Raw genomic sequence first — 25401 nt, 5'->3', positions numbered from 1 at the left:
GGCGGTCATGCTGAAGATCTGGGGTCGTAAAAATTCGTCAAACGTCAGGAAGGCACTGTGGTGCGCCGAGGAGCTCGGCCTAGACTATGAGGCAATTGATGCGGGCGGGGCCTTTGGTGTGGTCGATACGCCGCGATATCGGGCGCTGAACCCTAATGGCCGGGTGCCGATGATCGAGGACGGCGAGTTCGTGTTGTGGGAATCCAACACCATCGTGCGTTACCTCTGCGCCAAACAGGCATCGAGCTGGTACCCCACGGATCTGCAGGCGCGAGCCAACGCCGAGAAGTGGATGGACTGGACCACTTCGACCTTTGCCGAACCGTTCAAGACGGTGTTCTGGGGCATTCTGCGAACCCCGGCCGAGCAACAGAACTGGGACAACATCCATGCCGGGCGCAAGGCCTGTATCGAGGTGTTGAATACCGTGGACCAGGCCCTGGCCGAGCAGCCCTACCTGTCCGGCAGCGAGATCGGCATGGGTGACATTCCCCTGGGCAGCTTTATCTATGCCTGGTTCGAGATGCCTATCGAGCGCCCGTCGATGCCCCATCTGGAGGCGTGGTACCAGCGTTTGCAGCAACGCCCGGCCTATCAAAAAGCGGTTATGACCGCGTTGACTTAATACTGACTATTAATACAGGTGACTGTACTTGTGCGGCGCGGGCAAGCACCATGCTTGCCGTGCGCCGCAGTTGTATTGCGTAGGGCGCGCCCTTATCTATTCTTTCTATTCCCTTCCTTGGTGCGTAATCCGATATGAGTTCCGCTCTGTCCATCCGGCAGCTAACCAAAACCTACGGCAACGGTTTCCAGGCCCTGAGTGGTATCGATCTGGATGTCGCTGAAGGTGACTTTTTTGCGTTGCTCGGCCCCAACGGTGCCGGCAAATCCACCACCATCGGCATTCTGTCGACCCTGGTCAACAAGACCAGTGGCACGGTGAATATCTTTGGTCACGACCTGGACAAATCCCCGGCTGCCCTCAAGCGCAGCATTGGCGTGGTACCCCAGGAGTTCAACTTCAACCAGTTTGAAAAGACCTTCGATATCGTAGTGACCCAGGCCGGTTACTACGGCATCCCGCCGAAGGTCGCCAAGGAGCGCGCCGAGCAGTACCTGACCCAACTGGGGTTGTGGGACAAGCGCGACGTGCCATCACGTTCCCTGTCCGGCGGCATGAAGCGGCGCCTGATGATCGCCCGTGCCCTGGTGCACGAGCCGCGCCTGCTGATCCTCGACGAGCCGACGGCGGGGGTGGACATTGAGTTGCGTCGCTCGATGTGGACCTTCCTCACCGAACTGAACCAGAAAGGCATCACCATCATCCTCACCACCCATTACCTGGAAGAGGCTGAACAGTTGTGCCGCAACATCGGCATCATCGACCACGGCACCATTGTCGAAAACACCAGCATGCGCAACCTGCTGGGCCAGTTGCATGTGGAGACGTTCCTCCTCGACCTGAAGAACAACCTGTCGGTGCCGCCGCAACTGATCGGCTACCCAAACCGCCTGGTAGACAGCCATACCCTGGAAGTACAGGTCGATAAAGCTGTGGGCATCACCGCGCTGTTCAGCCAGTTGGCCTTGCAGAATATTGAGGTGTTGAGCCTGCGTAACAAAACCAATCGCCTTGAGGAGTTGTTCGTGTCCCTGGTGGAGAAAAATCTGGCGAAGGTGGCGGTATGAGTTCCGAGTTCCAACCCAACCTGGTAGCGCTCAACACCATCGTCTACCGCGAAGTGAAGCGCTTCATGCGCATCTGGCCGCAGACCCTGCTACCGCCAGCGATCACCATGGTCCTGTACTTCGTGATCTTCGGGAACCTGATCGGCCGGCAGATTGGCGACATGGGCGGCTTCACCTACATGGAGTACATCGTGCCGGGGCTGATCATGATGTCGGTGATCACCAACTCCTACGGCAACGTGGTGTCGAGTTTCTTTGGCAGCAAGTTCCAGCGCTCCATCGAAGAACTGATGGTCTCGCCGGTCTCGCCGCACACCATCCTGATCGGCTACACCCTGGGCGGCGTATTGCGCGGCCTGATGGTCGGGGCGATTGTGACGGTGCTGTCGATGTTCTTCACCGACCTGCAGGTGCATCACCTGGGGGTGACCATCCTGGTAGTGGTGCTGACGGCGACGATCTTCTCGCTGCTGGGCTTTATCAACGCAGTGTTTGCGCGCAACTTCGATGATATTTCGATCATCCCGACCTTTGTGCTGACCCCGCTGACCTACCTGGGCGGGGTGTTTTATTCGATCACCTTGCTGCCGCCGTTCTGGCAGACCGTGTCGATGGCCAACCCGGTGTTGCATATGGTCAATGCCTTTCGCTACGGGATCCTCGGGGTGTCGGATATCAAGATCAGCGTGGCGATCACCTTCATGATCGTGGCGACGGTGGTGTTGTATATCGGCTGCGCGCGGTTGCTGGTGAGCGGGCGTGGTATGCGTACCTAAGCAAGGTCTAAAAATGTAGGGGCTGGCTTGTGTGGGAGCGGGCTTGCCCGCGATGGCAGTGGGTCAGTCAACTGTATCTAACCTGACACTCCGCTATCGCGGGCAAGCCCGCTCCTACACAAACCTGCTCTCACATTTGGATTTGTGTGTAGCTCAGGGCTGCAGGGCGATTTCGATCAGTTCATGCAGTTCTTCGACCCGCATCGGCGCAGCGCCAAACAGAATCCGAAACACCGTCGGCGCCGCCAGCAGATTGATCAGCCGATCCACGCTGGGCAATGCCTGGCCGCTACCCTGGTAACGATCCAGGATCACCTGCAACTGCCCGCCCAGAATGGTCACGCAATACCCCGGCGTCTGGCTGCACTGCACGTCGCGCATCATGCTGCGCCCCGGTTCCGAACTCATCTCGTCCAGATACTGCTCGGCCCAGGCTTGCAGATCGCCGCGCAGGTTGCCGGTGTTGGCCGGCTCGCTGTCCGGGCGCATGCGGGCCAAGGCGACGTCGGCGAGCAGGGCGGCGAGGTCGCCCCAGCGCCGGTAAATGGTCGACGGAGTGACCCCGGCACGTGCAGCGATTTGCGGCACGGTCACGCTGGCGCGCTCTTGCTCTTGTAGCAATTGGCGCACCGCCGAATGAACTGATTCTTGCACCCGGGCACTACGGCCCCCCGGGCGGAGGCCTTCTTTTATCGCCATGCCAAAACCTTAACACAAAGAATTTGCTTTAAGCCCGATGCAGTAGCACACTCAGCAAAAGCAAAATATTAGCTTTAGCGGAGCGTGCCCATGTCCACCGTCACTTCTTACCGTTCCAGCCTGGTGTTCCTGGCGATCACCCTGCTGACGTTTCTCGCCGCCTCCAGTGCGCCGACGCCGTTGTATCACCTTTACCAGGAAGGCCTGCATTTTTCCGCCGGCACCCTGACCCTGATCTTCGGCGTCTATGCCTTGAGCCTGCTGGCAGCGTTGCTGACTGTCGGCTCGCTATCGGATCACCTGGGACGCAAACCCGTGATCTTCGCCGCGCTGGTCTTGAATATGCTGGCGATGCTGCTCTTTATCCACGCAGACAGTGTCGCCTGGCTGATCGCTGCCCGCACCTTGCAGGGGTTTGCCACGGGCATGGCTACCGCCGTACTCGGTGCCGCCTTGCTCGACACTGACCGCCAGCAGGGCCCGTTGGTCAACAGTGTTGCGCCCTTGCTGGGCATGGCCTGTGGCGCCATGGGCAGCAGTTTGCTGGTGGAGTTCGCGCCGCTGCCGACCCAGTTGATCTATTGGGCCTTGTTTGCGCTGATGCTGGTGCAGAGCCTCTATGTCTGGCAGCTACCGGAAAGCGTCAGCCGCATGCCGGGCGCGCTGGCCTCGCTATGGCCCACCTTGCACGTGCCGCCCCAGGCGCGTCGGGCCTTGTGGCTGTCGCTGCCGGTGGATATCGCCGTGTGGGCGATGGGCGGTTTTTACTTGTCACTGGCACCGTCGCTGGTGCGCGCGGCGACCGGTTCGACTTCCAACCTGATCGGTGGCGGTCTGGTCGCCGTGTTGACCCTCAGTGGCGCGGTGATGATCTTCAGCCTGCGCAATCGCCCGGCAGATAAGGTACTGCGCTTGGGAGCAGGCCTGTTGGTCACGGGTGTTGCGCTGATTCTCGGCGCGGTCCACAGCGCCAGCCTGCCACTGTTTTTTCTCGCGACGCTGGTCGCCGGTAGCGGTTTTGGCGCGGGTTTCCTCGGCGCGGTGCGCAGTGTGGTGCCCCTGGCGTTGCCCCATGAGCGGGCCGGGTTGATGTCGGCGTTTTACGTTCTCAGCTACCTGGCGTTTTGCCTGCCGGCCCTGCTGGCAGGCAACCTGACCCGTAGTTTTGGCCTGATCGCTACCACCGACGGCTACGGTGCGGTGCTGATCGTACTGGCGCTCGGGGCCTTGATTGGTCTGATGAAGCAAGCACCGGTCAAGGCTGTATATAGGTGAAATAGATAACAGTTAGAGATATTACCCGTTATATAGATATTCGCTGCGCTTCTATCATGGGCTCAACCTCATACGAGGAAGAGGATTGAACCATGACGTGCCCCAATAGCATTGCCACTCGTTACAAACCGTTCAGCCACTTGGCGGGCCCCAGGGAGGTGATTCGCCAGTTCACCCCCAACTGGTTCGCCGCCACCATGGGGACCGGCGTGCTGGCGTTGGCCCTGGCGCAATTGCCGGTGCAACTGCCGGGCGTCTATGCCGTCGCCGAAGGGCTGTGGTTGCTGACGATTTTCCTGTTTGTGTTGTTCAGCGGCTTATACGCGGCGCGCTGGGTGATGTTCTACGACGAGGCGCGGCGGATTTTCGGGCACTCCACGGTCTCGATGTTTTTCGGCACCATTCCCATGGGGCTGGCAACCATCATCAACGGCTTGCTGCTGTTTGGCCTGCCGCGCTGGGGCGAGGGCGTGGTGCAATTGGCCGAAGCCCTGTGGTGGCTGGACGTGGCGATGGCCCTGGCGTGCGGGGTGTTGATCCCGTTCATGATGTTTACCCGTCAGGAGCACAGCATCGACCAGATGACCGCTGTCTGGCTGCTGCCGGTGGTGGCTGCCGAAGTCGCCGCCGCCAGTGGTGGCCTGCTGGCGCCGCACCTCGCCGACGCCCATTCGCAACTGGTGATGCTGGTGACCAGCTACGTGCTCTGGGCATTTTCCCTACCGGTTGCATTCAGCATTCTGACGATCCTGATGCTGCGCATGGCCCTGCATAAACTGCCCCACGCCAATATGGCCGCATCGAGCTGGCTGGCCCTTGGCCCGATCGGCACCGGCGCCCTGGGTATGTTGTTGTTGGGCAACGATGCGCCGGCGATTTTCGCCGCCAATGGGTTTGCCGGTATCGGCGCGATTGCCGAAGGCCTGGGGCTGGTGGCCGGCATCACCCTGTGGGGCCTGGGCTTGTGGTGGATGTTGATCGCGGTGCTGATCACCCTGCGTTACCTGCGCGCCGGTATTCCATTCAACCTGGGCTGGTGGGGCTTTACCTTCCCGTTGGGGGTGTATGCCCTGACCACCTTGAAACTGGGCAGTACCTTGCACCTGGCATTTTTCAGCGTGACCGGCAGCGTGTTGGTCGCCGCCCTGGCCCTGATGTGGCTGGTTGTCGGCAAGCGCACCGTGCAGGGTGCCTATAAAGGCGAGCTGTTTGTTTCACCGTGTATTGCAGGATTGGGGAATAAGTAAGCGGGATTAGGTAAAGTCGTGGCCTGAAAAATCAATAAAGCCTTCAGGCCACCAGGAACACGGACGATGAGCCACCCCTCGCAATTCACCTTGCTGCGCAAACGGCGCTTTCTGCCGTTCTTCATTACTCAGTCCCTGGGCGCGTTCAACGACAATATCTTCAAGCAATCGTTGATCCTCGCCATTCTCTACAAGCTGGCGATCGAGGGCGACCGCTCGATCTGGGTCAATCTCTGCGCCTTGTTGTTTATCCTGCCGTTCTTCCTGTTTTCGGCCCTGGCCGGGCAGTTTGGCGAGAAATTCAACAAGGATGCATTGATTCGTGCGATCAAGATCGGCGAGATCGTGATCATGGCCGTCGGCGCCGTGGGCTTTATGACCAACCACCTGGAACTGATGCTGCTGGCGCTGTTTGCCATGGGTACCCATTCAGCGCTGTTTGGCCCGGTGAAGTACTCGATCATGCCGCAAGCCTTGCACGAAGAGGAATTGGTCGGCGGTAATGGCCTGGTGGAGATGGGCACGTTTCTGGCCATTCTCGCCGGGACCATCGGCGCCGGGGTCATGATGTCCTCAACCGACTACGCACCTGTGGTGTCCACCGCCATTGTCGCGATTGCGGTGCTGGGTTACCTGGCCAGCCGCGGCATCCCTCGCGCTGCGGCATCGAGCCCCGAGATGCGCCTGGACTGGAACATCTTCAGTCAATCCTGGGCCACCTTGCGCCTGGGCCTGGGACAAACGCCGGCCGTGTCGCGCTCGATTGTCGGCAACTCGTGGTTCTGGTTTGTCGGGGCGATTTACCTCACGCAAATCCCGGCCTACGCCAAAGAGTGGCTGTATGGCGATGAGACAGTGGTGACCCTGATCCTCACGGTGTTCTCGGTCGGTATCGCGTTGGGCTCGATGCTCTGTGAAAAACTCTCCGGGCGTAAGGTGGAAATCGGCCTGGTGCCCTTCGGGTCGTTTGGCCTGACAGTGTTTGGCCTGTTGTTGTGGTGGCATTCCGGCGGCTTCCCGCAGAACGTCCAAGCCAACGATTGGCTTGCTGTCCTGGGTTACAGCCAGGCCTGGTGGGTGTTGATCGATATCCTCGGCCTGGGGGTGTTTGGCGGTTTCTATATCGTGCCGCTGTACGCCTTGATCCAGTCGCGCACCGCCGAGAACGAGCGGGCGCGGGTGATTGCCGCCAACAACATTCTCAATGCGTTGTTCATGGTGGTCTCGGCGATTGTCACCATCCTGCTGCTGAGTGTGGCCAAGCTGTCGATCCCCGAGCTGTTCCTGGTGGTGTCACTGCTTAACATTGCGGTCAACACCTACATCTTCAGGATCGTGCCCGAGTTCACCATGCGCTTCATGATCTGGCTGCTCGGCCACTCCATGTACCGCGTGCAGCATCGCGGCCTGCAACACATCCCGGACGAAGGCGCGGCGTTGCTGGTGTGCAACCATGTGTCGTTTGTCGATGCATTGCTGATTGGTGGGGCGGTGCGTCGGCCGATTCGTTTTGTGATGTATTACAAGATCTACCGTTTGCCGGTGCTCAACTTTATCTTCCGCACGGCGGGGACGATTCCGATTGCCGGGCGCCATGAAGACCTGGAGATCTACGAAAAGGCCTTCCAGCGTATCAACCAATATCTGAAGGATGGGGAGCTGGTGTGTATCTTCCCGGAAGGCAAATTGACCGCCGACGGTGAGATCAACGAGTTCAAGAGTGGGGTGACGCGGATTCTTGAGGAAACCCCGGTGCCGGTGATTCCCATGGCGTTGCAGGGGTTGTGGGGGAGCTTTTTCAGCCGCGATCCGAACAAGGGCATCTTTCACCGGATCTGGTCGCGGGTGACGTTGGTAGCGGCTCCGCCGTTGGCGGTGGAGCAGGCGACGCCAGAAGCCTTGCAGGAACAAGTGCTGGCATTGCGTGGCACCACCCTGTAGGACCCGGCTTGCCGGCGATGGCGTCCGCAAATCCATTACAGGATTCAAGGGCCTCATCGCCGGCAAGCCGGCTCCTACAACAGCATCAGGCGCTGACCTTGAGACCAATCAGCCCGGCAATGATCAGCGCTACGCTGGCCAGCCGGAACAGCGCCATGGACTCGCCAAACAGGATAATCCCGGCGATCACCGTGCCCACGGCACCCACACCGGTCCAGATGGCATAGGCGGTGCCCAGCGGCAGCTCCTTCATGGCCAGCCCCAGCAGGCCGAGGCTGACGGCCATCGCGGCAATCGTCAGGGCGGTAGGCAGCGGCTTGCTGAAACCGTCGGTGTATTTCAGGCCGACAGCCCAGCCAACTTCAAACAGCCCGGCGAAAAACAGAATGACCCAGGACATAAAGACCTTCCTTTTAGAAGTGGGGTCGTCCCCGGATTGAATGCTCGAACGAGTCGCGGGGTCGTCCCCGCGAAGGTTCGTAGAGTGCCGAAAAGCCAGCACCCGATCAAGTTTCGGCGAGGGCCTTGCGGTCTTCCTTCTCGCTCATCCGGCGGAAATACGTCGATAACAACGCCCCGGAAATATTGTGCCAGACGCTGAACAGCGCACTCGGCACCGCCGCCAGCGGCGAGAAGTGCGCACTGGCCAGTGCGGCACCCAGCCCTGAGTTCTGCATGCCTACTTCCAGCGCCAGCGACTTACGTTGGGCCAGTGGCAGCTTGAACACGCGGCCGGTGAAGTAACCGAGCAAATAGCCGAAGCTGTTGTGCAGCATCACCACCGCCATGATCAGCAGGCCCGATTCGGCAATCTTCGCCTGGCTCGCCGCGACCACGGCCGCGACAATAATCACGATGCTGACCACCGATACCAATGGCAATACATCGACGGCATGCCGCACGCGATCACCCAGTAAGCGTTGCGCCAATACCCCGAGGACAATGGGCAGCAGCACCACTTGCAGGATCGACCAGAACAACTCCATGAACGATACCGGCAGCCACGCGGAAGCCAGCAGCCAGATCAGCGCCGGGGTCAGCAGCGGGGCGAGGAGGGTGGTGACGGCGGCGATGGCCACCGACAATGCGAGGTCGCCCCGGGCCAGCCAGGTCATCACGTTGGACGAGGTGCCGCTTGGGCAGCAACCGACCAGGATCACGCCGACGGCGATTTCCGGTGGCAGGTGGAAGGCCTGGCACAGCAACCAGGCCACACCGGGCATGATCACAAAGTGCGCGACCACGCCCAGGGCTACGCGCCATGGATGGCGAGCAACCTCGGCGAAATCTTCAAGTTTGAGGGTCAACCCCATGCCAAACATCACCAGGCCCAGCAGCGGCACAATGGCGCTTTTCAGGCCGATGAACCAACTGGGCTGAAGGAACGCGACCACGGCAAAGATCAGCACCCAGTAGGCGAAAGTATTGCCGACGAAACGGCTCAAGGCGGCGAGTGCGCGCATGGCGATGTCCTTATTATTAGAGTGCTGGGAGTGGTAGCCCAATCAACTGTAGGAGCTGGCTTGCCAGCGATAGCGTTGGGTCAGTCAGTGACTCTGCAACTGATACACCGGCATCGCTGGCAAGCCAGCTCCTACATTGAGTGTGTGCGTTTAGATACCTTGCGGGGTCTCTTCACCGCCCAATGCTTCCACCAACGCCGGCAGGAAGTCGCCAAAGGTCAGCATCATCAGGGTGAAGCTGGCATCCAGTTGGCCCAGGGCCTCGTCGCCGCCGTCCTGTTCGGCCTGGTCTTGCAGCAGGTCTTCGAACTTCAGGCGCTTGACCGTCATTTTGTCGTCGAGCATGAAGGACAATTTGTCCTGCCAGGCCAGGGACAGTTGGGTCACGACCTTGCCGGTGGTCAGGTGCAGCTGGATTTCTTCGCCGGTCAGGTCCTGGCGCTTGCAGCGCACAATGCCGCCGTCTTCGTGGGTGTCGCGCAGTTCGCATTCGTCGAGCACGAAGAAGTCATCGGCCGGCTTCTGGGTGGTGACCCAGTCGGTCATGATTGCGGTTGGCGCGGTTTTCACGGTCAGCGGACGTACCGGCAGGGTGCCGATCACTTCACGCAGGGTCGACAGCAGGTCTTCGGCGCGCTTGGGGCTGGCCGAGTTCACCAGGATCAGGCCCTGTTTTGGCGCGATGGCCGCGAAGGTCGACGAACGACGGATAAACGCGCGTGGCAGGAAGGCCTGGATGATTTCATCCTTGATCTGGTCCCGTTCCTTTTTGTAGACCTTGCGCATTTGCTCGGCTTCGATCTCTTCGACCTTCTCCTTCACCGCATCACGCACCACGCTGCCTGGCAGGATACGTTCTTCCTTGCGCGCAGCGATCAGCAGGAAGTCACCGCTGACGTGCACCAGGGGCGCGTCTTCACCTTTACCAAAAGGTGCGACGAAACCGTAAGTGGTCAACTCCTGGCTTGCACAAGGGCGCGCCGGTTTGGTGGCCATTGCAGTTTCCAACGCCTCGGCATCAACAGGCAGATCTTGGGTCAGGCGATAGATAAGCAGGTTCTTGAACCACATGGGGTGAGTCTCTCCTTTATACAAAGTGGGGCATTATTCTCTTGATAAGGCCGCAGGCCAACCCTGCCTAAGCCATTGGAAGGGCTGAAAAAAAAGATTTAAGAAAGTGCTTGCCAGACTTGGGGTCGCTCCGTAGAATGCGCGCCACACCGAAACGAAGGGTGATTAGCTCAGCTGGGAGAGCATCTGCCTTACAAGCAGAGGGTCGGCGGTTCGATCCCGTCATCACCCACCATTCGCTTCATGTGTTACGCGCAGCGGTAGTTCAGTCGGTTAGAATACCGGCCTGTCACGCCGGGGGTCGCGGGTTCGAGTCCCGTCCGCTGCGCCATATTCGGTAACCTGGAACACTGAACGCCAGGTCACCACAGAAAGCCCGCTCATTGAGCGGGCTTTTTGCTGTCTGGGGTTTGCGTTTGTGCTTTTGTAGGAGCGAGCTTGCTCGCGAAGAACCTGAGGGCACTGTGGTTATTCAGGATGCTCGCGTCATCGTTGGCGATTTTCGCGAGCAAGCTCGCTCCTACAGGGATTGTGTTAAAAAAACGCCCCCGGTCATTGCCGATGACCGGGGGCGTTTTTTATTGGGCGCTTAGAAATCCCAGCGTGTGGTGACCATGAAGTTGCGCGGTTCACCATAGGCGGCGGAGTTATAGAAACCGATATTGGTGTAGTAGGACTTGTCGAAGATGTTGTTGACGTTCAGCGTTGCCGACAGGTTCTTGGTGACCTGGTAGCGGGTCATCAGGTCCACCAGCCAGTAGGCCTCCTGGGAGAACTCCTCATACCCGCCATGTGGGTTGTTGTAGATATCCTGCCAGCCCACGCTCTGCCAGCGCACGCCACCGCCGACGGTCAATTTGTCGAGGTCGCCCTTGAGTTTGTAGGTGGTGTACAGCTTGATCTGGTCTTCAGGCTCGAACGTGGAGATTTTCACGTCCTTGTCATCGCGCACGATCTTGTGGGTATAGCCCGCCTGCAATTGCCAGCCGGGGGCAATCTCGCCGGACATTTCCACTTCGTAGCCCTTGGTCACAGCCTTGCTGCTCTTATAGGCGTAGTTGGACGGGATTGGCGTCTGGTTGTTGTACTCGTCATCGGAGAGGGCGCGATTGGACTCGTGGATTTCAAAGTACGCCGCGCTGGCGTTTACCCGGCCGTCGAGGAAGTCGGCTTTCACCCCCAATTCCCAGTTCTGGCCTTCATCGGGCTCAAGCAGCTTGTTATCCCGGTCGCGGTTGTAGTTTTCCTGGGGCATGAAGATGTCGGTGTAGCTGGCATACACCGAGTAGGTGTCGTTCAGGTCGTAGACAGCACCGACATACGGCACGAAGCGCCCGGATTCACGATAGTTGGGGTTGTAGCCCGTGACCTGGTAGTTGACCACTCGACCGCCCAGCAGCAGCTTCAGGTCATCGGCCAGATTCAGGCGGGTGGTTACATAGGCGCCGGTCTGGCGCACGGTGTCGTCGGTCAGGGATTGGGCATTGCCCCAGTCCGGGAGGGTCGCGTGGCCGTGCCAGTTATTGAAGTCGACGATGTTCGGGCTCAGGTTCCAGTAGCCTTTACCTTTCCACTGCGAGGCACTGATGGAGCCGCCCAGCACCAGTTCATGTTCGCGGCCGCCCAGGCTGAACGGGCCGCTCACGTACAGGTCGGCGGAATCGCTGACCGTTTCCCCGGTGTATTTGCCCGAGGTCAGCTGTGCGGTGCCGTCCGGCTGTGGCTGGTCGCCCTGGATCGAGCCCATCAGTGCGTGGTAGCCGTTGATCTTGTGGTCCAGTTGCAGCTTGGTCACCCAGCCATCACCCAGGTCATGTTCGAGCATGGCGAATACGGTGCGGGTGTACTGCTCCCAGCTGCTCCATTCGGCGGCGTTGTTGAACGAGCGCTTGACCTTGTTGCGATCACCCTTGGAGTTGATCAGCGGGAAGCTGCCTGACCAGGAAGAGCCCTTGGGCAACGTGTCCTGGTAATCACCGCCGACGGTCAGCAAGGTGTCCGGTGACAAGTCGAACTCCATGATGCCGTAGTACGTCGGGCTCTTGCGCGAGTAGTGGTCCATGAACGAATGCTTGTCCTGGTAGGCTGCGACCGCCCGGCCGCGCACATTGCCGCTCTCGGTCAGCGGGCCGCTGACGTCCAGTTCGCTGCGATAGTTGTCCCAGGAACCGGCGCCGAGGGTGGCGTGCCCCTGGAAATCGGCGGTGGGCTTCTTGCGTACCAGGTTGATCGTCGCGCCCAGGGAGCCGGCGCCGGTGAGCAGGCCAGTGGCGCCCTTGAGCACTTCGACGCGGTCATAGATCGCCATGTCGCTCAGGGTATTGCCCGCCGAATAGGCGACGTTACGCGCCGTCGAAGGAATGCCGTCGTACTGGAAGTTATTGATCGAAAAACCGCGGGCGTAGTAGTTGCTGCGCTCGCTGTCGAAGGCCGACACGGTGATGCCCGGGGTATGGCGCATCACGTCGTCGACGTTGTTCAGGCCGAAGTCATCCATGTGCTGGCGCGTAACAACGCTGACGGACTGCGGGGTTTCCTTGGGGGTCAGCACCAGGCGCGTGGCGGTGGCGATGCTGCCGGGCGTGTAGGAACCGCTGTCTTCAGTGACGTTACCCAACTGATTGCCGGTGACCTGGGTCGGGCCCAGTTCCATGCTGCCGTTGCTGGCAGCGGGCGCGGGTTGCAGTGCGTACACTTGATCGCCCTTTACCGCGATGTAGCCGCTGCCCTGCAGCAACCGGTCGAAACCGTCCTGTATGCCGTAATTGCCTTGCAAACCCGGGCCATTGAGGCCTTCCAGTTCCCGGGACTGGAACACAATCGCCACGCCGGCTTGCTGGGCGAAGCGGTTAAGCGAGCTGCCCAGCGGCCCGGCGGGAATGTTGTAAGCCTGGGCAGCGGTGCTTGGCGTATCCGCCTGGGCCAGGTTGATGTGCAAGGCGCCAACGGTGGCGGCGAGCATGGCCAGGGAAAATGGCGCGCTTCTTAGCAGGGCAAAGCGCCCGCGAAGGTAGGAAGGGGTGTGCATGGTGAAGGCAATCCTTTATGTGTCGAATTACCTTGCTTGACGGGCAACTGCGAAAAAACCGGAAGCAAATGCGAATAATTATTTATTGGCTGTGTTGGACGGGTTCACGATGACCAGCCAAGGGGTATAGGTTTGCACCGTTATCGGTAGGGTTTGCGCCAGCAGTTGCAGGGCATGGTCGCTGTCGTCCAGGGGGATCACGGCCGACACCCGCAGGCTTTGCAAGGCGGCACGGTCAAACTGCAGGCGGCCAGAACGATGCCGTGCGATTTCATCCAGCACCTCGGGCAATGGCCGGTTTTCCACCACCAGTTGATGGCGACGCCAGGCTTCATTGATGCCGGCCGGGTCAATGCTACCGGTCAGGCGGACGCTGTCGGTACTGATCAGGGCCTGGGAACCAGCGGCGACTTCCAGGCTCTGCCGCGCATCGGCGCTGTGGGCTGCCACGCGCGATTCGAGCATGCTCAGCACGGTGCTATCGCCCTCGCGCTTGACCACAAATCGCGTGCCCAGCGCGCGCATGCTGCCTTGGGCGGTCTGTACGATAAACGGCCGTGCCTGATCGTGGGCCACTTCCACCAGGATTTCGCCTTGCAGCAGTTCGATGCGCCGTTGCGTGGCGTCGAAATGCAGGTTGGCCGCACTGATGCCATTGAGGCTCAGGGCCGAACCGTCGGCCAGGCGCAGGGTCTGCCACTGGCCGGGGCCGTTGCGCACGTCGGCCATCCAGCGCTGCGGGTAGGGGCTGAGCAGCAGCGCCGCGGCAGGCACTGCCAGGCTGCATGCCAGCAGCAGGGTGCGCACTGCGCTTTTGCTGCGGCGCGATTGCTGATTGGCGAACGCAGCATTCAGCGCCGCCCGTGCCGGTGACTTTTTCCCACGCAGGGCCTGCATCCGCGAAATCACCGCTTCCATGCGTGCAGCGGCAGCGGCGTAGTGCGGGCCTTGTTGTTTCCAGCAGTCGAACGCCAGGCGCTGGGCTTCGCTCAGCTCACCTTCATGCAGGCGCAGCATCCATTCGGCGGCTTGTTCTTCGATCTGTTGGCGGGCGTCGGGCATGGGGGGCTCAGGTGTCCATACTATGGCCGCAATGCACCAGGGCCTGGATCAGGTATTTGCGTACCGTGCGTTCCGAGAGCTTGAGTTGCCGGGCGATCTGCTGTTGGGTCAGTTCTTCGAGGTAATAGAGCACAAATGCCTGGCGCGAATACTCATGCATGCCTTCGAGGATAAACGCGATCTGCTCCAGAGCTTCAAGGGTCGTGTTGATCTGTTCCGGCGACTGGAACCCCTCAAGCGCGTCCATCGTCAGCGCCAGCTCCTGCAGGTAGGCTTGTTCAATCTGCTTGCGTCGGGCCTGGTCGATGATCAGCCGCCGCGCGGTGGTGCTCAGGTAGGCCCTGGGTTCGCGGATCGTCGCCACCGATTCACGGGTGTTGAGGATGCGCGCGAAGGTGTCCTGCGCCAGGTCGGCAGCGTTCTGCCGGCAGCCCAGCTTGCGCCGCAGCCAGGTGAGTAGCCAGCCATGATGCTCGCTGTAGAGCTGGGTTATTTCCCGTTGGAATGGCGGTTCACCCACAGACATAGGCGTGGCTCAGGTGTTATTGAGAATGGTTTCTAATTGTGAGCCCAGGGCTGGGTAAACGCAATAGACTCGCGTTTACCCGCTACAAGCACCGGTTTTCCTGGGTGTAACCTGCTGGCGAAAAGATATTTCAAATAAATTGCATTTAAATCAACACATTGCGAAATTTTCGTATATGATGCGCCCCGCACCAAACGTAAAGGGTGATTAGCTCAGCTGGGAGAGCATCTGCCTTACAAGCAGAGGGTCGGCGGTTCGATCCCGTCATCACCCACCATTACGTCCAATGCTACGCGCAGCGGTAGTTCAGTCGGTTAGAATACCGGCCTGTCACGCCGGGGGTCGCGGGTTCGAGTCCCGTCCGCTGCGCCATATTCGGTAACCTGGAATGCTGAACGCCAGGTCACCACGCAAAGCCCGCTCATTGAGCGGGCTTTTTTGTGCCTGGGATTCTGTGGCCAGGGACAAATCCTCCCATACACGTTGACCTGCGCCTACGCGAAGAGGCGCCAGCGTGCCAGCGATGGTGTCCGATAAAACGCCGTAGGGTGTCAGGCAACCAGCGTTATCGTTAACGAACATCGCGGGCAAGCCCGCTCCTACAGGTCAACGATCAGAGGGGGTATTGCGGCTATGCCGATAATCACTCACCGCCTCGTACACCGCCTTGCGCAGCCGATTGATCCCCCCAATCGGCCGGTGTTCCTCCACGCCAAACCATGGGTTGAACGACTGGTTGTCACAGGCCAGGTTCAGGGCCGGAGTATCAAAGTCCTGCGCCGGGATGCGGATTGTTGCCACGCTCTCGTAGGGCGCGTCGCTTTCTTTCCATTCAATGCTGGTGTCTTCGATGGGCATGTATTTCTGCGGGTTCTGGCGCTGGATCTGCAGCACAAAACACGCGTCGATGCGGTCCGTGGACAGTTGCTGGCTCAAGGCGCTGCGCAGGAAGTTCGGCAAGTCCTGGTTTTGCTTGGGCAGGCTGTACTCCGGGCAGCTTTGCGGGTCTGGGGCGACGCGGAATTTGGCATTTGCGCTGCCGAACTTGTAGGGCGATACCGAAAAGTACGTCGCCTCGGTCGGGCTGGCCGGTGCGGGTGCAAGTGTGGCCAGGGCGATAAACAGATGCCGCACCTGCCAACTGCGTGGGTCGAGGCTTGGGAAAAACGCCATGGCTTTTTTGCCATCGGCCTGGGCCCCGACGTTCTGCGCGTATTCGGCCACGTCGCTGACGAAGAAATTCGGGTGGCTGAACATGACAAAGTCCTGCTCGGTGCGCGCCTGCTGATCGGCCAGCAATTGCTTGCCCGGCACGTCCAGCAACTTGATCGCCATGCCGCGAGCATCGCGGATGCTGTCGAACTGTGGATAAGCGTTGCCGTTGGACAGGCGCATCATTGCCTGCCAGGTCTTGCCCGGTTCGGCGAACACGCCCTGGCGCAGCGCCGGCTCAAGGTCCGGCAGCACGCGGACTTCGGCCTTCACGCAACCGTGGGCCTTGGCATGGGCATCGCGCAGGTAACGGGTGCCTTCGCGATGCTGGTCGACGATGCGCACCGCCGTCTGGATGATGCCTTGGGTCATGGCCGCTTCGCCCGGCGGTATCTGCTCCTCGGTAGGCACCGGGCCGCTGTGGTGCCAGGCAAACCACAGGGTCGACAGCAACCAGCCGAGCAGGCCCAGGCCTACCAGCCATAACAGCGTCTTGCCGAGAAACGCGCCGAGGCGCAGCCACAGTCGAGCGAGCATGGAACGGTCCTTGTATCGAAATGGGGAAGTCATGGCAGCTGCTGCTCCAGCGGGCCGCCCAGTACTTTCAGGTATTCCAGCAACGCCCAGCGCTCCTCAGGCTCCAGGCCCCGGCCAATCACCCCGTTGCCACGCTTGCCCGCGCGGAACTCGTGGCCGCTGTTATGGTTGCCGGTGATGCTCGTATCGAACAGGAATGCGTTTTTAAAAGCCTCGGTGCGATAGCCCAGATGACGTGGGTTGTAGTCGAAGGTGCCTTTATAGAAGGTGCGGCTGCGCTCGTACTGGGGTGATAGCAATTGGTAGAGCGTCGGCACCGAGCCGTTGTGCAGGAACGGCGGCGTGGCCCACACACCGGCCAGCGGGCGGGCCTTGTAGGCGCGCAGCTCGCGCACGCCGATGGGCAGGCCGAAACCGTCCAGGCGGGGGCGTTCGGCCGGGGTGATACCGGCGGCGCGGTAAGCATGTTCTTCGACAAATGCAGTGACATAGGCCAGGCCTTTGGCCACGGACAGGCTACGCAGGTCCAGCGGTTCGGTCGGCGCGGGGTGCAGTTCGACGTTTAACTGCGCCAATTCGGCCGGGTCCCATTGCAGGGCACTGAGGTCGTAGCGTTGGTCGGCAATGTTGCTGGCGGTGCCAGGGTCGGTGCCGATGTAGTCCACCGCCAGCATCTTCAACTGCTGTACCGGGCGCCCGTTGACTTCACTCACGCTGGGCACATGGCAGGCCGCGCAGTTTTCCGTGAACAATGCGCGGCCACGGGCGGCCAGGGGTTTGTCGATAGTGCCGAACAGCGCTTCAGGCCAGGTCGGGGGCTTTAGCCGTTGCAGGGTTTCTTCGATCAGGTTCAGGTCACGCACGCGTACGCTGGAAGGGTAGCGCGCATCGCCCTGCAGAGGCTGGCCGGCACTGTCGAAGAACGCCAGGGTAGCGCCTACGCCCAGTGCCTCGCCGATATTGCGCGCCATGGGTTGTTGGGCCGAGCCGTTCCATTGCACCCAGTCGAAGGTCCACATGTCCCACAACTGTGGGTAGTCCACCGGCGCGTTGGCGATACGGTAGTTTTCCGGCGAAATGGCATCGCCGAAGCTGGCGTTGGCGATGCGGCCGAACGCATCGGTGCGCCCCGGGCCTTCTTCGGTGGGGTAGAGGCCACGGTGGGTATCGTTCCAGGCCACCTTGAGGAAGTTGTCCAGGGACTTCTTGAAGTCCTGGCGCAGTTGATCGTATTGGGCGTCGTATTGATCGCCCAGTACGCGGTGGGCGAAGCGCCTGAACTTCAACGGGTTGTAATAAGTGGACGCGAGGCTGGCCACCAGGGCCTGGCCAAAGCTGCCACCGCGCAGGGTCGGGACACTGGAGGGCAGCACGTGTTGCGCCGAGCCGCCGTCGATGCGCAGGGCCTGGCCATTGAAGCGCAACTCGCCGGTGTGGCAGGCGGCGCAGGTTATATCGAGAAACTCATCGTTGCTGCCGGCATTCTTGTGCCGGGCGAAACCTACGGGCAGGTTGCCGGGGTTCTGGGGTGTGGCCTGTTGCCGCGGGTCTACCAGGAAACCAAAGCGCGCCAGGTTGGCCGGCTCGGCAAATCGCTGCTCGGAAAACGGCAGCTCCAGCGCAGAGAACCAGTTGTAGCGCAGGCCCTTGACCTGGGTGCCCTGGGGGGTGAAGTAGTAGACCTGGCGGTCGGCGGCGCTCCATTGGTCCTGGTAGTGCACCTGCTGTACCGGCACGTAATCCGGTAGCTTCGGGTTGGCCACGTAATAGAGTACGACGGCCAGCCCCAGTCCCAGAAGTGACAGGATCAGGCGTAAAGCACGGGAAAAAATGCGCAAGATAACTATCCTTGTCGAGTGGTTGTGTCCTTATGCCACTGAGCGCGGTAGGCGGCAAGTAGCCATGATCCGTCTACGCAGGCGGTTTTCGGTACATCGGCTGTCCTTCGCCGGGCTTTGTGGCAGATGAAAATGCTTTTAAACACGTGAACTTATCAGAAGTTTCCTGCTCACATGCCGGTAGCCATTGGTCGTGGCCGCCTGATAAGCTCGCGACTTTATTCGAATGCCCTTTTGGCGCATGAACAAGGAAATAGCATGAAACAGCATCGGTTGGCGGCGGCGGTGGCCCTGGTTAGCCTGGTACTTGCGGGTTGTGATTCGCAAACCAGCGTAGAGCTGAAAACCCCGGCGCAGAAAGCTTCCTACGGTATCGGCCTGAACATGGGCAAAAGCCTGGCTCAGGAAGGTATGGATGACCTGGACTCCAAGGCCGTTGCCCAAGGCATCGAAGATGCCGTCGGCAAGAAAGAACAGAAGCTGAAGGACGAAGAACTGGTAGAAGCGTTTTCCGCACTGCAAAAGCGTGCTGAAGAACGCATGACCAAGATGAGCGAAGAATCGGCAGCCGCCGGCAAGAAATACCTCGAAGACAACGCCAAGAAAGACGGTGTCGTCACCACCGCTTCCGGTCTGCAATACAAGATCGTGAAGAAGGCCGAAGGCGCGCAACCCAAGCCTACCGACGTAGTGACTGTGCACTACACCGGCAAGCTGACCAACGGCACCACCTTTGACAGCTCCGTGGATCGCGGTAGCCCGATTGACCTGCCGGTCAGCGGCGTGATCCCGGGTTGGGTCGAAGGCCTGCAACTGATGCACGTAGGCGAGAAGGTCGAGTTGTACATCCCGTCCGACCTGGCCTACGGCGCCCAGAGCCCGAGCCCGGCGATTCCAGCCAACTCGGTACTGGTCTTTGACCTGGAGCTGCTGGCAATCAAGGACCCGGCCAAGGCTGACGCTCCTGAAGCACCTGCTGCCAAGTAAGCAGCAGTTGAACACCCAACGCCCCGTTTATACGGGGCGTTGTTGTTTCTGCGGGTTCTATTTATCTGTGGTGAGCGGGCTGATTGTGGCAAGCCTGCTCTCCACAGGGTGAATTCGCTGAAAACCGGATCCCTTGCAATCCGAACGAACACCTGCGATTTAGAGCAGTCTGATGCTATACCTCGGCACGGGTAGCCGCAGATGCACCCCAAGTCAATGAAATCTTGGGATTTTTTTATGTGCGCAAAAAACGCCCGATCTGACTGTAGGCCTTGTATTACGTGGCTTTCAGCCGCGAAAATGGGCTCTGTTCACAAGGTTATCCACAAGTTGTGTGGATAACCTTTTCTCTCGCCTGGAACTGGAGTGACGATGAAAGCACCCTGGAATTTCACCCGTTTCCTACCGTTGGCCGCACGCCTGATTGGGCGTGGACGCCTGCCGACCCTGTTGTTCGCGGTCGCTGCCAAAGGCTCAAGCCAGGGCAGCCGCCTGGGCAAGCTCAAGGACGACCTGAAGCTGCTCCAGGCGTTGTGCCTGGCCTACTGGCGCGGCGAGTATCGGGCCATCAGCCCCAAGGCGCTGATATCGGTAGTGGCGGGCTTGATGTATTTCCTCAGCCCGATTGATGCGATCCCGGATTTCCTGCCGATGTTCGGCATGCTCGATGACATCGCGGTTCTGGCCTGGGTCATGAAGTCCCTGGACGGTGAACTGAGTGCTTTCCGCGCCTGGCGTGAACGCCAGCGCCCGGAGAAGTTGGTGGTGGTTGAGCGCTTGCCCGCCACGCCACAGCTTCTGGAGCAGGAAAACCCGAAAAAAAACTGAAGACGCGGATTATCCCCCTGCGCTCTTTGTGGCTGTTAGGATTACACTCCTAAGGAAAGTACTTACTTCGTAAGTGTTGTGATCCTACGGGGCAGTCATGGATATACAAATCATTTCACGGGATGGCGAACCCGAATACGCGGTTCTGCCATGGGCTCAGTACCAGGCGCTGTTGACAGCCGCCGGCCTGCAGCAACCAGCCACGCCTTCTGCACAGATCCCACCCATCGCTACCGAGCAGGATCTACGCCCCCTGGAGCAATTACGCAGCCTGCGCGAAGCCAAGGGGCTGGCGATCGAGACATTGGCCCGTACTGTGGGTATCAGCCCGTCCTACCTGGGTTTGATTGAAAGTGGTGAGCGCCAGCCGGATGCCGCGATCCGTCGCAGCCTGGCCTGGGAGTTGGGGATTGCGGGTTGGAGGGATGCAGTGTGAGTGTGCGCATCAGCCGTCAGCATTGGGATGGATTGCTCAACGAACTTGATCAGGCCCGTCGCCAACGCCATCTTTTGACCTATCGCGCATTGCTTGAGCGTTTGCAGTTTCCGACGCCGGCGATGCAAACCCTGACCGCTGCACTTGAGCACTTGGCCGCCCTTGATGCCAAGGCCGAGCAACCCCTGCGCAGTTCCCTGGTGATCAGCCAGGGCGCGAGTCGCTTGCCGCGCACCGGTTTTTTTGAATGTGTCGAACGCCTTGGGCGTTTCTGCGGGCCATCCGATGGCGTCGCCGCGGCGTCATGGCACGCCTCGGAAGTGGTCCGTGTGTTCGAGTACGAATATCCTGAATCAGCGGAGGCTTGAGTGTTCTGGAAGCTCAAAGCGTATGCCAGCTACTGGCTGGCGCGCAGGTTGTTTCATTGGTCATGGTTCGTGCGTCAGCCCCGTGGCTGGCACTGGCTGGAGGGGCAGTTTGCACGCATGGCCAACCTGGGTAATGTCGAGGCCCAAAGTTTCTATGGGCACATCCTGACCTTTCGCGGCAAGGGTCTTGGCGCACGGGAAGAGGGCGTGCGCTTGCTGCGCTTGGCCGGCCAGGCTGGAGATGGCAAGGCTGCCTATCAAGTCGGCGTGCTGAGCCTGGCTGGCAGCCTGGGCAAGGCCCCGGACCCAGTCGAAGCCGCGCGCTGGTGGACCCTCGCCGCCAAGGCCGGACATCCGCTGGCGCAGATGCGCCTGGAGCAACTGTAAGCGCCGGCAAGCCGGCTCCTACAGGAGTTCGCGGCTGTCGATTACGTGGATGCTGTAGCCGGCCACGTTCTTGGCGTGATGCTTGGCCTGTGAGGCCAGTTCCGCCAACTGGCTGGCATCCAAGTGTCCACAACTCAGCGTATGCAGATGCACCACGCCGATAGACAGCGACAGTAAGGCAAACTCCTGTCGCGCCCCCTGGCGATTGAGGGCGATAAAACAGCCCGCCTCCAAATGCTCACTGCGGTAGAAACGCCGGCACTGGGTCTGGAAATCATCCACCAACTGGTTAAGACGCTTGCGCCAATCCTGGGCGCCCAGCACCAGTAAAAAATCATCGCCGCCAATATGCCCGACAAAATCGCGACTGGGGTCCACCCGGTCGTTCAGGCATTGCGCCAGGCACAGCAACACTTCATCGCCACGGCCATAGCCGTAGATATCGTTGAACGGCTTGAAGCTGTCGATATCCACATAGCAAATCACCGATTCGCGCTGCTGCTGCAACAGCCGCGTCAGGCACTGCTGGATCGGCACGTTGCCCGGTAGCAGGGTCAGTGGGTTGGCGTAGCGCGCCTGCTGGATTTTCAGTTCGGTAATCAGCTTGAGCACGTCGATCACCCGGCCCAATCCCAGGTAGTTGCCGTTCTGGGTGATGATGAAGTCTTCTTCGATGCGCTGCCGCGCGCGGCTGGTCAGCAGGCGGCTGACCTGTTGCAACGACTGGCTCAGCTCCACGGCCAGGAAGTCGTCGCTCATCAAGCGGCTGATGGGCTTGCGCGCAAACAGATCAGTGGCAAATGGCTTGAGCAGGGCGTCGGACAACGAATGCCGATGCACGATGCCGATGGGCTGGCCGCGCCCATCGAGGACCGCCAGGGAGTTGAGGTTGGCCTGGCTGCGGAACGCTTCCAGCACTTTTGCTGTGGCGATGTCCTGGGCCACGGCCGGTTGTTCGTTGAGCAGGGCGCTGAGGTCACTGGCGTCCTCGTTGAGCGAGACGCTGGTGCTGTCGGGCCTGGCCAGCATCAACCGGGCTTCGGTCGGCGGGTGCTCCTGGGGACGGCACAGCAGGTAGCCCTGGATCAGATCCACGCCCATCTCCGTGAGCACCGCCAATTCTTCTGGCAATTCGATGCCTTCAGCAATTACCTGCGCACGGGAAGCCCTGGCGATCTGCAGGATGGAGCCGACAAACTCGCGCTTGAGCGCATCCTGGTGAATGCCGTCGATAAAATGCCGGTCGATCTTCACGTAGTCCGGGCGCAACTCGGACCACAAACGCAAGCTGGAGTAACCGGCGCCCAAGTCATCCAGGGCAATTGAAAAGCCCATGTCGCGATAGTGGTGCAGGGCGGTCTGCAGCAGCTGGAAATCGTCGGTCGGTGCTTGCTCCGTGAGTTCGATCACGATCTGGCTGGGGGCGATCCCGTACTCGCGCAGCATCTGCAAGGTGCGCCCCGGTTGATGGGTGGTTTCCAGCAGCGACTCGGGTGAGACGTTGAGAAACAGCTTGCCCGGCAGCTTCTGCTCGCTGAAGCGCTTGCAGGCGCTTTGCCTGCAGGCCATCTCCAGCTCATTCAGGCGTCCGGCCTGGCGCGCCACGCTAAACAGCGCGAGGGGCGAGTGCAGCGGGCTGTTGGAGGGGCCGCGGCTCAGGGCTTCGTAGCCGAGGATGCGGCGTTCGCAGAGACTGATGATGGGTTGGAACAGACTGTGCAAACTGCCCTGAGCCAGGATGGAGCCCAGGGCATTCAGCTGTTCGGTCATGGTCATGATGATCTCGGTCGAAAAAAAAGGACCGGGTGCCTGGGGCGCCCGGTCCTTCATTTCACGACAGAATGATGTCTGTTTGATGACGCTCAGTGGAGCGGCAACATTAAATTGCCATCATTTACTGCTTGGCCACCGTCTTACTGATTTTCAGGTAGTCCAGCAGAATCCGCCCGGTTTCGCTCAGGTAGGCATCATCTTCCGGCTTGGTCTTTTCAGGTTCAGTCGGCAGCGCGTCTTCGTCTTCTTTCTTCAGCTCCTTGAGCGGGGCTTCACCCTTGGCCTTGCGGCGGATGTTTTCCAGGGCAAGTTGCTGGTTCTCGATATCGGTGTGCTGCGCGCGGCGGTCCACTTCATTGAGGCTGACGGTCTTCTCGGCCATCAGCTTCTTGGCCAGGGCCAGCTTGTCGCGGATAAACACGAACTCGGCATCCTTGGCGGAGCGCAGGTCATGTTCGGCCTTGAGCTGGGCCAGGTATGGCTTGAACGGGTCCGATGCGGGCTTGATGGCTGGGCGGATGGTGTCCCATGGCATGGCTTCGGGCAGGGCGCTTTCGCCGATTTCCTTGGTGTCGATGAGCGACGGGAAATCGATGTCCGGCAGTACGCCCTGGTGCTGGGTGCTCTGCCCGGAAACCCGGTAGAACTTGGCCAGGGTCAGCTTCAGCTCGCCATGGTTGAGCGGCTGGATGGTCTGCACCGTACCTTTGCCGAAGGTCTGGCCACCGATGATCATTGCGCGGTGGTAGTCCTGCATCGCACCGGCGAAAATCTCCGAGGCCGAAGCCGAGAGGCGGTTGACCAGCAACGCCATCGGGCCTTTGTAGAAGGCGCCGGGGTTTTCGTCTTCCAGCACATCCACACGGCCGTCAGCGTTGCGCACCAACACGGTAGGGCCCTTGTCGATAAACAGGCTGGTCAGCTCGGTGGCTTCCTGCAACGAGCCGCCACCGTTGTTGCGCAGGTCGATGACCACACCGTCGACCTTCTCTTTGGTCAGCTCGGTGAGGATTTTCTTCACGTCACGGGTGGTGCTCTTGTAGTCCGGATCACCGGCACGGAAGGCCTTGAAGTCCAGGTAGAACGCCGGAATCTCAATCACGCCCAGCTTGTAGTCCTTGCCATCCTGCTTGAGGTTGAGGACTTTCTTCTGCACGGCCTGGTCTTCGAGCTTCACCGCTTCGCGGGTGATCGACACCACTTTGCTGGTCTGGTCATTCGGCGCATTGGTGTGCGGAATCACTTCCAGGCGCACCACGCTGCCTTTGGGCCCACGGATCAGCTTGACCACTTCGTCCAGGCGCCAGCCGACCACGTCGACCATCTCTTTGTCGGCCTGGGCCACGCCAATGATCTTGTCGGCCGGGGCGACCTGCTTGGTCTTGTCCGCAGGGCCAGCGGGCACCAGGCGCACGATCTTGACCTGATCGTTGTCGCTTTGCAGCACGGCACCGATGCCTTCGAGGGACAGACTCATGTTGATATCAAAATTTTCCGCGTTATCTGGCGACAGATAATTGGTGTGCGGATCGTAGGACATCGCGAAGGTGTTGATATAGGCCTGGAAGATATCTTCGGCGCGGGTCTGCTCAAGGCGGCTCAATTGGTTCTTGTAGCGCTTGGTCAGCAGTTCCTGGATCGCCTTGGGCTCTTTGCCGGCGATCTTCAGGCGCAGGACTTCGTCCTTGACGCGTTTGCGCCACAGGTCATCCAGGGCGGCGGTGCTGGTCAGCCACGGGGCCTCCTTGCGATCCACCAGCAGGGTTTCCTTCTGGGTGAAGTCGAGCTTGTCGACGCCTTTGTTCAGCTCACCCAGGGCGAAGTCCAGACGCGCTTTGACACGGTCCAGGTAACGCTTGTAGATGGTGAAGCCAGGCTGCAGGTCGCCGCTCTTGAGGAAGTCGTCGAACTGGGTCTTCCACTTGTCGAACTCGGCAACATCACTGGCCAGGAAATAGCTGCGCGAGGGATCAAGCAGCTTGAGGTAGCTGTCATAGATGATCACCGAGCGCGCGTCGTCCAACGGCGGCTTGCTGTAATGGTGGCGCTTGAGCAACTCGACGACGTTAAGGCTGGCGATCACCTCATCGCGATCAGGCTGAAGTTTGTCCCAGCTGTTGGCTGCGAACGTATTGGTCGACAGCGGCAACAGGCCGAGACCAATGAAAAGAGCGAGGGCGGTGCTGGGGAACAAATGCTTCATGCTGATTCGACGCGGGGGCAATTGATAACGCATATTAGGCCGTCTTTGAAGT

22 protein-coding genes and 4 tRNA genes are annotated in these 25401 nt (G+C 60.1%); 15 read left to right on the top strand and 11 right to left on the bottom strand.

Going from position 1 to position 25401, the window contains the following annotated elements; genetic code table 11:
- The first annotated feature begins 7 nt into the window (after positions 1–7).
- From BHC62_RS14580 to BHC62_RS14570, 3 genes are all read left to right on the top strand, one after another.
- Positions 8–625, top strand: coding sequence for a glutathione S-transferase family protein (locus BHC62_RS14580; protein ID WP_070995377.1), 618 nt, complete (start codon positions 8–10; stop codon positions 623–625).
- 134 nt (positions 626–759) lie between these two features.
- Positions 760–1692 carry an ABC transporter ATP-binding protein gene (locus BHC62_RS14575; protein WP_029292772.1) on the top strand — a complete coding sequence of 311 codons (933 nt, stop codon included), beginning with the start codon at positions 760–762 and terminating at the stop codon, positions 1690–1692.
- A complete protein-coding gene (locus tag BHC62_RS14570) occupies positions 1689–2468 on the top strand; it encodes an ABC transporter permease (RefSeq protein ID WP_029292774.1) in 780 nt (259 codons plus the stop codon). Before BHC62_RS14575 ends, BHC62_RS14570 begins: the two co-directional genes overlap by 4 nt.
- A gap of 153 nt (positions 2469–2621) precedes the next feature.
- On the opposite strand, the gene BHC62_RS14565 is transcribed toward BHC62_RS14570, so the two are convergent.
- The gene (locus tag BHC62_RS14565) at positions 2622–3167 is read right to left on the bottom strand and encodes a TetR/AcrR family transcriptional regulator (protein WP_070995376.1); all 546 of its coding nucleotides are present in this window, start codon (positions 3165–3167) and stop codon (positions 2622–2624) included.
- A gap of 90 nt (positions 3168–3257) precedes the next feature.
- On the opposite strand from BHC62_RS14565, the gene BHC62_RS14560 reads away from it, so the two are divergent.
- The 3 genes from BHC62_RS14560 (at position 3258) to BHC62_RS14550 (ending at position 7630) form a co-directional block, all read left to right on the top strand.
- Complete coding sequence (locus BHC62_RS14560; RefSeq protein ID WP_070995375.1) at positions 3258–4442, top strand: MFS transporter; 1185 nt, start codon at positions 3258–3260, stop codon at positions 4440–4442.
- A gap of 92 nt (positions 4443–4534) precedes the next feature.
- Positions 4535–5689, top strand: coding sequence for a TDT family transporter (locus BHC62_RS14555; protein WP_070995374.1), 1155 nt, complete (start codon positions 4535–4537; stop codon positions 5687–5689).
- Between the two features lie 66 nt (positions 5690–5755).
- Complete coding sequence (locus BHC62_RS14550) at positions 5756–7630, top strand: MFS transporter (RefSeq protein WP_070995373.1); 1875 nt, start codon at positions 5756–5758, stop codon at positions 7628–7630.
- Between the two features lie 85 nt (positions 7631–7715).
- On the opposite strand, the gene sugE is transcribed toward BHC62_RS14550, so the two are convergent.
- The 3 genes from sugE to rdgC all read right to left on the bottom strand — a co-directional run bounded on the left by sugE (position 7716) and on the right by rdgC (position 10164).
- A complete protein-coding gene (sugE, locus tag BHC62_RS14545) occupies positions 7716–8030 on the bottom strand; it encodes a quaternary ammonium compound efflux SMR transporter SugE (protein ID WP_032859283.1) in 315 nt (104 codons plus the stop codon).
- 106 nt (positions 8031–8136) lie between these two features.
- Positions 8137–9093 carry a bile acid:sodium symporter family protein gene (locus tag BHC62_RS14540; protein WP_070995372.1) on the bottom strand — a complete coding sequence of 319 codons (957 nt, stop codon included), beginning with the start codon at positions 9091–9093 and terminating at the stop codon, positions 8137–8139.
- A 150-nt stretch (positions 9094–9243) separates the two neighbouring features.
- A complete protein-coding gene (rdgC, locus tag BHC62_RS14535) occupies positions 9244–10164 on the bottom strand; it encodes a recombination-associated protein RdgC (RefSeq protein WP_029292788.1) in 921 nt (306 codons plus the stop codon).
- Positions 10165–10323: 159 nt separating this feature from the next.
- Between rdgC and BHC62_RS14530 the strand changes: the two genes are divergently transcribed.
- Both BHC62_RS14530 and BHC62_RS14525 read left to right on the top strand, forming a co-directional pair.
- Positions 10324–10399 (top strand) — tRNA-Val (locus tag BHC62_RS14530).
- A 19-nt stretch (positions 10400–10418) separates the two neighbouring features.
- Positions 10419–10495, top strand: a tRNA-Asp gene (locus BHC62_RS14525).
- Between the two features lie 258 nt (positions 10496–10753).
- On the opposite strand, the gene BHC62_RS14520 is transcribed toward BHC62_RS14525, so the two are convergent.
- The 3 genes from BHC62_RS14520 to BHC62_RS14510 all read right to left on the bottom strand — a co-directional run bounded on the left by BHC62_RS14520 (position 10754) and on the right by BHC62_RS14510 (position 14780).
- A complete protein-coding gene (locus BHC62_RS14520) occupies positions 10754–13192 on the bottom strand; it encodes a TonB-dependent siderophore receptor (protein WP_070995371.1) in 2439 nt (812 codons plus the stop codon).
- Between the two features lie 78 nt (positions 13193–13270).
- Entirely contained in the window at positions 13271–14254 is a 984-nt protein-coding gene (locus BHC62_RS14515; RefSeq protein ID WP_070995370.1) for a FecR domain-containing protein, read from the bottom strand.
- Between the two features lie 7 nt (positions 14255–14261).
- Positions 14262–14780 (bottom strand): sigma-70 family RNA polymerase sigma factor, encoded by a 519-nt coding sequence (locus BHC62_RS14510; protein ID WP_070995369.1) that lies wholly within the window; start codon positions 14778–14780, stop codon positions 14262–14264.
- 201 nt (positions 14781–14981) lie between these two features.
- Between BHC62_RS14510 and BHC62_RS14505 the strand changes: the two genes are divergently transcribed.
- Together BHC62_RS14505 and BHC62_RS14500 are read left to right on the top strand one after the other, a co-directional pair.
- Positions 14982–15057: transfer RNA gene (locus BHC62_RS14505), tRNA-Val, on the top strand.
- 18 nt (positions 15058–15075) lie between these two features.
- Positions 15076–15152, top strand: a tRNA-Asp gene (locus tag BHC62_RS14500).
- Between the two features lie 234 nt (positions 15153–15386).
- On the opposite strand, the gene BHC62_RS14495 is transcribed toward BHC62_RS14500, so the two are convergent.
- Positions 15387–16529, bottom strand: a complete 1143-nt coding sequence (locus BHC62_RS14495) for a catalase family protein (RefSeq protein ID WP_070995368.1) — start codon at positions 16527–16529, stop codon at positions 15387–15389.
- Positions 16530–16558: 29 nt separating this feature from the next.
- On the bottom strand, positions 16559–18367 hold the full coding sequence (locus BHC62_RS14490) for a di-heme-cytochrome C peroxidase (RefSeq protein WP_070995367.1): 1809 nt from the start codon (positions 18365–18367) through the stop codon (positions 16559–16561).
- A gap of 258 nt (positions 18368–18625) precedes the next feature.
- Here BHC62_RS14490 and BHC62_RS14485 point away from each other — a divergent pair, with 258 nt between their 5' ends.
- From BHC62_RS14485 to BHC62_RS14465, 5 genes are all read left to right on the top strand, one after another.
- On the top strand, positions 18626–19354 hold the full coding sequence (locus BHC62_RS14485) for an FKBP-type peptidyl-prolyl cis-trans isomerase (RefSeq protein ID WP_029292800.1): 729 nt from the start codon (positions 18626–18628) through the stop codon (positions 19352–19354).
- A 372-nt stretch (positions 19355–19726) separates the two neighbouring features.
- Entirely contained in the window at positions 19727–20182 is a 456-nt protein-coding gene (locus BHC62_RS14480) for a YkvA family protein (protein ID WP_029292802.1), read from the top strand.
- A 97-nt stretch (positions 20183–20279) separates the two neighbouring features.
- Positions 20280–20618: a helix-turn-helix transcriptional regulator gene (locus BHC62_RS14475; protein ID WP_029292804.1), complete on the top strand. Its 339-nt coding sequence runs from the start codon at positions 20280–20282 to the stop codon at positions 20616–20618.
- Positions 20615–20986, top strand: a complete 372-nt coding sequence (locus BHC62_RS14470; protein WP_029292807.1) for a hypothetical protein — start codon at positions 20615–20617, stop codon at positions 20984–20986. Before BHC62_RS14475 ends, BHC62_RS14470 begins: the two co-directional genes overlap by 4 nt.
- Entirely contained in the window at positions 20987–21373 is a 387-nt protein-coding gene (locus BHC62_RS14465; protein WP_070995366.1) for a tetratricopeptide repeat protein, read from the top strand. It begins immediately after the preceding gene.
- Between the two features lie 18 nt (positions 21374–21391).
- Here the strand turns inward: BHC62_RS14465 and BHC62_RS14460 are convergent, their stop codons facing one another.
- Together BHC62_RS14460 and BHC62_RS14455 are read right to left on the bottom strand one after the other, a co-directional pair.
- The gene (locus tag BHC62_RS14460) at positions 21392–23149 is read right to left on the bottom strand and encodes a bifunctional diguanylate cyclase/phosphodiesterase (RefSeq protein ID WP_070995439.1); all 1758 of its coding nucleotides are present in this window, start codon (positions 23147–23149) and stop codon (positions 21392–21394) included.
- A 118-nt stretch (positions 23150–23267) separates the two neighbouring features.
- Positions 23268–25349 carry a carboxy terminal-processing peptidase gene (locus tag BHC62_RS14455; protein ID WP_169852119.1) on the bottom strand — a complete coding sequence of 694 codons (2082 nt, stop codon included), beginning with the start codon at positions 25347–25349 and terminating at the stop codon, positions 23268–23270.
- Positions 25350–25401 lie beyond the last annotated feature (52 nt).

This window comes from Pseudomonas sp. 06C 126 (genome assembly GCF_001855215.1).
Classification (GTDB): Bacteria; Pseudomonadota; Gammaproteobacteria; order Pseudomonadales; family Pseudomonadaceae; genus Aquipseudomonas; species Aquipseudomonas proteolytica.
The sequence above is the reverse complement of the archived record's forward strand: the minus strand, read 5'-3'. Positions and strand labels throughout refer to the sequence as shown.